This is a genomic window from Actinophytocola sp. (genome assembly GCF_045807065.1).
Classification (GTDB): domain Bacteria; phylum Actinomycetota; class Actinomycetes; order Mycobacteriales; family Pseudonocardiaceae; genus Actinophytocola.
In genome coordinates this window covers 1-5412 of sequence record NZ_JBJMIE010000264.1, presented here as the reverse complement: position 1 = coordinate 5412, position 5412 = coordinate 1, and the positions used below count along the sequence as shown (strand labels likewise).

Here is a 5412-nt window from a genome sequence, read left to right as displayed (position 1 = left end):
TGTCGGACGCGATGAGCCGCACCTTCTCGAACTGGCGCTGGGCCTCGCCCTCGACGAGTTGGGCAAGCTCGGAATCGGCGGCGCTGAGGTGGGGAATCGCCGGCTGGTGCATCGGGGTGGCCTCCATCGTCTTCGGTGCAGCCCCGACACTATCGAGCGCGCGGATCCACATCGAGCCTCGCCCGTATGTCGTCCACCATGCGGGTGACCTCTTCCGCGCCACCCATCGGCGCGTCGGGCCACTCGTCGAGGCGCGGCCACCAGTACTCGCGGGGCGTGCCGGGGTAGCGCGGGACGATGTGCAGGTGGAGGTGGTCGACCTGATGACCGACCACGGACGAGTAGACGTGCTCCGCCTGGAGGGCCCTGGCACCCCTGGCCGCCCACCGACCGAGCGCGGTGGCCTCGTCGTCGGTGAGGTCGGCGAGCCCGGCCACGTGCCGCCGCGGCTCGACGGTCAGGTGGCCGAGGTAGACCCGCCCGTCCGCGCCCGGCGCGTCGGGGAGGACGTGGGTGAGCACCATGAGGTCGTCGCCGCTGACCACGCCGTCACCGGCCCTGTGCTTGTCACACACGTAGCACGCCATGCGGGTTATTCGACCACCTACGTGCGGTACTTTTCCATCGGTGCCGACCGACAGTCGTCGCCGCCCGGTCTGGTCACTCCACTACCGACACCCCCATCGAGCGGGCCGTGCCGGCGATGATGCGGGTGGCCTTGTCGAGGTTCGGGGTGTTCAGGTCGGGTAGTTTCCGCTCGGCTATCGCGCGTAGTTGGGCGCGGGTGAGGGTGCCGGCGCTGACATGGCCCGGACGCGCCGACCCCTTGCCGCCCAATGCTTTTCTGATGAGGAACGCGGTCGGTGGGGTCTTCAGGCGCAGCGTGAACGTGCGGTCCTCGAAGACCGTGACCACCACCGGCACCACGTCGCCGCGCTGGGTGGCCGTTGCCGTGTCGTAGGAGCGTTTGACCTCGACCAGGTTCACGCCGGTCTGCCCCAGCATCTTGCCGAGGTCGACCATCGGCGCGTCGCCCGCCGGCAGTTCGAGTGTCACCTGGAACTTCTGCTTCTGTGCCATGCCAAGGCACGCTAGGAATTGACGTAACGTGAAACTCAAGTGCGATTTCGCGGACACCCGGCTAACGTCCCCGCATGGACGCCGACATCCTCGAGTACTACGACCGCGGCGGCGAGGAATCGCGTCTGGCCGATTCGCTGGAACTGTTGCGCACCAAGGTTCTACTTCGCCGCTACCTCCCACCGCACGCCGACATCCTCGACGTGGGCGGTGCTTCCGGCGTCCACGCGACCTGGCTCAGCGAGCAGAGGCACCGTGTGAGGCTCGTGGATCCGGTGCCGCGGCACGTGAACTCCGCACGTGCCAGGGGAATCGAGGCCGCGACCGGGGACGCGCGAGCACTCGACGAGCCGGACGCCAGCCGCGACGCCGTGCTGCTCCTCGGGCCGCTCTACCACCTGCCGGACCGCGCGGATCGGGTTCGGGCGCTCGCGGAGGCCCGGCGCGTGACGCGGAACCTCGTCATCGCGGCGGTCATCAGCCGGTGGGCGTCCCTCTGCGAAGGGATGCTGCGCGGGGCCGTCGACTCCCCCGGCTTCCTCCCCATGTTGCGCGACGACCTGGCACCGGTGTTCGACGTGGCACGCAGAACGTGCCGTACGGCTTCACGACCTGCAACTTCCACCGGCCTGACGAGATCCGCGCCGAGGTCGCCGACGCCGGACTCACACTCGTGGACCTGCTTCCCGTCGAGGGTATTGCGCACTGGATCCCCGACCTGGCCGCGAGGCTCTCCGATCCCGAGCGGCGCGCGGTGCTGCTCGAACTGCTCGAGCGCACCGAACGGGATCCCGAAATCCTCGGCGCCACCGCACACCTGCTTGTCGTGGCACGTCGATAGGCTGCCGGCATGGATCACGCAGCCGCTCTCGCGGCCTTCGACCGCCAACTCCGCAACGTCGTGCGGCCTACTTTGGACGGTGGCACGTTCGAACGCGTCGGCTCGGTGATCCGCTGCGTCAGCGAACACCCGGACGGTTGGTCCGGCGTCGAGTGGTCCGACCTGACCGAGTCCAACGCCGACGAGGTGATCGCCGAGCAGCTGCGGTACTTCGCCGAGCGGAACCGTGCCATCGAGTGGAAGTACTACGCCTACGACCAGCCGGCCGACCTCCCGGAGCGGCTGCGTGCCGCGGGTCTCGAGCCGGGCGAGGAGGAGGCGCTGATGGTCGCGGACGTCGACGACGTGCCGGATCTCCCGGCGCCGGACGGGATTCGGCTCATCGACGTGTCCGATGAGGACGGTCTGCAGCGGGTGAAGGCCGTGCACGACGCGGTGTTCGGCGGCGACCACACCCCGATGATCGACAGCATGCGGCAGCGCCTGCACACCGGCGCCGTCGTCCCCGTGCTCGCGGTGGCCGGTGACGAGCCGGTGTGCGCGGCGCGGGTGGACCTCCACGTCGACACGGACTTCGCGAGCCTCTGGGGTGGTGGCACGCTGCCGCAGTGGCGCGGCAGGGGCATCTACCGCGCGATGGTGAGTCGCAGGGCTCGCCTGGCGCGCGAACGCGGCCACCGCTACCTGCGCACCGACGCGTTGCCGACGAGCCGGCCGATCCTGGAGAAGCTGGGGTTCGTCCGCCTCACCACGACCGTCCCGTACACGCGCCCCTAGACGGGCTCGATGCCGTCCCGGTGCCGCCGGGCGAGCTCCTGGTAGATGGCGGGGTTGTGGTCCACCCACGTCTTGGCGGCGCCGGCGAGTGGTATGAACCTCTTCGCCGGCGCGCCGAGCGCGACGGTCTCCCCCGGCACCTCGGTGCCCGGCGTGACGACGGCGCCGGCCGCGACCATCGTGCGCGGACCGATCACGGCACCGTCGAGCACGGTCGCGCCGTTGCCGATCAACGCCTCGGCGCCGATGAAGCAGTCGTGGATGAGGCACAGGTGCCCGATCGTGGCGCCCGGCCCGATCTCACACCTGCTCATCCCGACGTGGATGACCGAGTTGTCCTGCACATTGGCACCTTCGCGGATCACGATGGCGCCGAAGTCGGCACGGATGACGGCGCCGTACCAGATCGAGGCGCCGGCCTCGACCTGCACGTCACCGATGAGCGTCGCGGTCGGCGCGATCCACGCGTCCGGGTGCACGCTGGGCGTCTTGCCTTCGAACGAGAACAGGGGCACCCGGCTACGGTAGGGCGCGGCGGACCAGTTCGTCGATCAACTCGACCACTTCGTGCGGCTCGAACTCCATCGCGTTCTCCCCGACCGTGATCTCGAACCGGCACCGCCCGGGCACCGACTCGGGCTGCGCGCGGCTGAACACCTGCACTCCACGCTCGGCAATCAGCTCGTCACGTGCGCGGGTGGCCGCGGCCGCGTCGACAGGCAGCAGGATGTGGAACAAGGGCGTTTGAGGCGTTGCGGGCACAACGGAGATCCCGCCCACGGTGAGCGCCTCAGCGATCGCGACGGCGTGGTCACGGAAAGCGGGCATCCGCGGCAACACGTCGTCGAGCCCGATCAACGCCGCGACGGCGAGCGGCCACGCATCCGGTATCGCACCGCCGAGCCGCTGCCGCCAGACCTCGGCGTGTCCGATCGTGTCCTCGTCACCGGCGAGGACCGCGCCCCGCACCCCTTCGAGCCCCTTGTAGAGGGAGACGTAGACGGTGTCGAAGAGCGCGGCGATCTCGGCGTGCGGACGGTCGTAGTAGGGCTGGGCCTCCCAGAGCCGAGCACCGTCGAGGTGCACGGCGGCCCCGCGTTCGCGGGCCCACCGGACCTGCGCGTTCAGGTCCTCCCAGCTGGGCAGGAACCCGCCGATCTCCCGCTGCGGCAACTCGATCAACAGCGTCGAGACAGGCTCGGTGACCTGCTGGAGGTCATCGAGAGTGAGCAGCCGCTCGGCGGCGCCGGCCGGGTGGTAGCGCAGCCCGTGGACCGCCGCGTAGCCCCGCTGCTCCCACTTGTCGAGGTGGTTGGTGAGATGCGCGGTGAAGGTGCCACGACCGATGCGCTCGGCATGAATGCGAAGGGCGACCTGCTGAGCCATCGTCCCACTGGGGAAGAACAGGGCCCGCGGCTTGCCGAGCAACTCGGAAAGCCGCGTCTCGAGCCGCGCCATGGGGGCGTCCGGCCCGAAGAGCGGCGTGTCGGGCGCGACCCGGTCCAGCATCCGCCGCAGCATGATGTGTGGCGCACGTCGCAAAGGCGCATGCGCCACCAACGACCAACGAATCTCCTGCTCAACCACACTGTTCTCCAGCCAATGTGACGCCCCCCGAGGCGGCGAAGTCCGCCAAGTGTCCCAGCCAAAAGCAACGCCGAGGGCTGGAGCCGCCGAGCCTCCACAACCGATCCCACGACCGGGGGTCCGGGGGCGAAGCCCGCCGGGCGGGATCTGGGGGTTGCACCCCCAGAAACCAAGCGGAGCGAGGCGGTTCGCGCCCTCCGCGAACACACCTCGCCCCGAGTGGAGCCGCCTAAGGGAATCGAACCCTTGACCTGCTCATTACGAGTGACCAATATCACATCTACCTAGGTCTCTAGCAGGCGTTTTGTCCTCGACCCGTGACTCATGTGGCCCTCTGGACCCGCCTGTCCCGCGAGTTCGCGTCACGTTCCGCGTCACGCCGAAACGCGCTCCACGCGCTCATGGAAAGCCTACTCGACCGGTCCAAGCATTACTGACAGTGATCGCATACGACGCTGTTGTCGGGTCGATCCGATCTCCGTCGCGACCTGTTCGGCGCGCACCGCGTGGCTCCGCGCTTGGTCGAGTTCGCCCCTGGCGACGAGCGCTGACGCGAGGTCCACGCGGAGTGTGGTCTCCGCGCGCACGAAGGTTGGGTCAAGCCGCTCAAGCGCGTAGGTCAGCACTTCGACCGCGCCAGCGTCACCGAGTGCGGCGAGCGCATGACCGCGCCACCTGTCCAGGTGCGCACCTTGAAGGAACAGGAACGGCAACGTCGGGTCGACTGGGTCAGCCGGCAGGAGTGATCCAGCGGCGTCGAACGCTCTCAGCGCTTCGTCTCGCCGACCAGCAGCAGCGAGGCCCTCGCCGTGGGCAGCGGCGAGCCACGCCCGAAGCAGACGCGGCGCTGATCGCTTGACCAGGTTCCGCGCCTCCGCGAGTTGACCGATAGCGAGATGAACCTCGCCGATCTCGGACAGGATGAACGCCTGTTGCGCGACAGCGTGGGCCAGTAAACCGGGCGAGTCCGCCTCGCGTGCCGCCTGCTTGGCTTGCTCGTGGTGTGCCCATGACCGGCCGACCTCGAACTGGTCGAGCGCCTCCCATCCGGCCAACGCGCCGAGTTCGGACAACACTCGGGCGAGTTCTAGTCGCATTTTGGTAGTGAGTCTTTTTTGGTTATTGTG

7 protein-coding genes and 1 pseudogene are annotated in these 5412 nt (G+C 68.9%); 3 read left to right on the top strand and 5 right to left on the bottom strand.

Features of this window, described 5'->3' with window-relative positions; all coding sequences use genetic code 11:
- Positions 1 to 149: 149 nt before the first annotated feature.
- Together ACJ73U_RS15420 and ACJ73U_RS15415 are read right to left on the bottom strand one after the other, a co-directional pair.
- A complete protein-coding gene (locus ACJ73U_RS15420; RefSeq protein ID WP_407778303.1) occupies positions 150 to 587 on the bottom strand; it encodes an HIT family protein in 438 nt (145 codons plus the stop codon).
- A 73-nt stretch (positions 588 to 660) separates the two neighbouring features.
- On the bottom strand, positions 661 to 1080 hold the full coding sequence (locus ACJ73U_RS15415; RefSeq protein WP_407778302.1) for an uL11 family ribosomal protein: 420 nt from the start codon (positions 1078 to 1080) through the stop codon (positions 661 to 663).
- A 74-nt stretch (positions 1081 to 1154) separates the two neighbouring features.
- Here ACJ73U_RS15415 and ACJ73U_RS15410 point away from each other — a divergent pair.
- The 3 genes and pseudogenes from ACJ73U_RS15410 to ACJ73U_RS15400 all read left to right on the top strand — a co-directional run.
- Positions 1155 to 1526 (top strand): annotated as a pseudogene (locus ACJ73U_RS15410) (class I SAM-dependent methyltransferase); the annotation flags it as partial.
- 146 nt (positions 1527 to 1672) lie between these two features.
- Positions 1673 to 1921, top strand: a complete 249-nt coding sequence (locus tag ACJ73U_RS15405) for a hypothetical protein (protein WP_407778304.1) — start codon at positions 1673 to 1675, stop codon at positions 1919 to 1921.
- A gap of 9 nt (positions 1922 to 1930) precedes the next feature.
- Complete coding sequence (locus tag ACJ73U_RS15400; protein WP_407778301.1) at positions 1931 to 2698, top strand: GNAT family N-acetyltransferase; 768 nt, start codon at positions 1931 to 1933, stop codon at positions 2696 to 2698.
- On the opposite strand, the gene ACJ73U_RS15395 is transcribed toward ACJ73U_RS15400, so the two are convergent.
- The 3 genes from ACJ73U_RS15395 to ACJ73U_RS15385 all read right to left on the bottom strand — a co-directional run.
- Positions 2695 to 3213, bottom strand: a complete 519-nt coding sequence (locus ACJ73U_RS15395) for a gamma carbonic anhydrase family protein (protein WP_407778300.1) — start codon at positions 3211 to 3213, stop codon at positions 2695 to 2697. The two genes, ACJ73U_RS15400 and ACJ73U_RS15395, sit on opposite strands and share 4 nt — an antisense overlap.
- A 4-nt stretch (positions 3214 to 3217) precedes the next feature.
- Positions 3218 to 4207 (bottom strand): threonine aldolase family protein, encoded by a 990-nt coding sequence (locus ACJ73U_RS15390; RefSeq protein WP_407778299.1) that lies wholly within the window; start codon positions 4205 to 4207, stop codon positions 3218 to 3220.
- 488 nt (positions 4208 to 4695) lie between these two features.
- A partial coding sequence (locus tag ACJ73U_RS15385) for a tetratricopeptide repeat protein (protein ID WP_407778298.1) occupies positions 4696 to 5412 on the bottom strand: 717 nt, incomplete at its 5' end.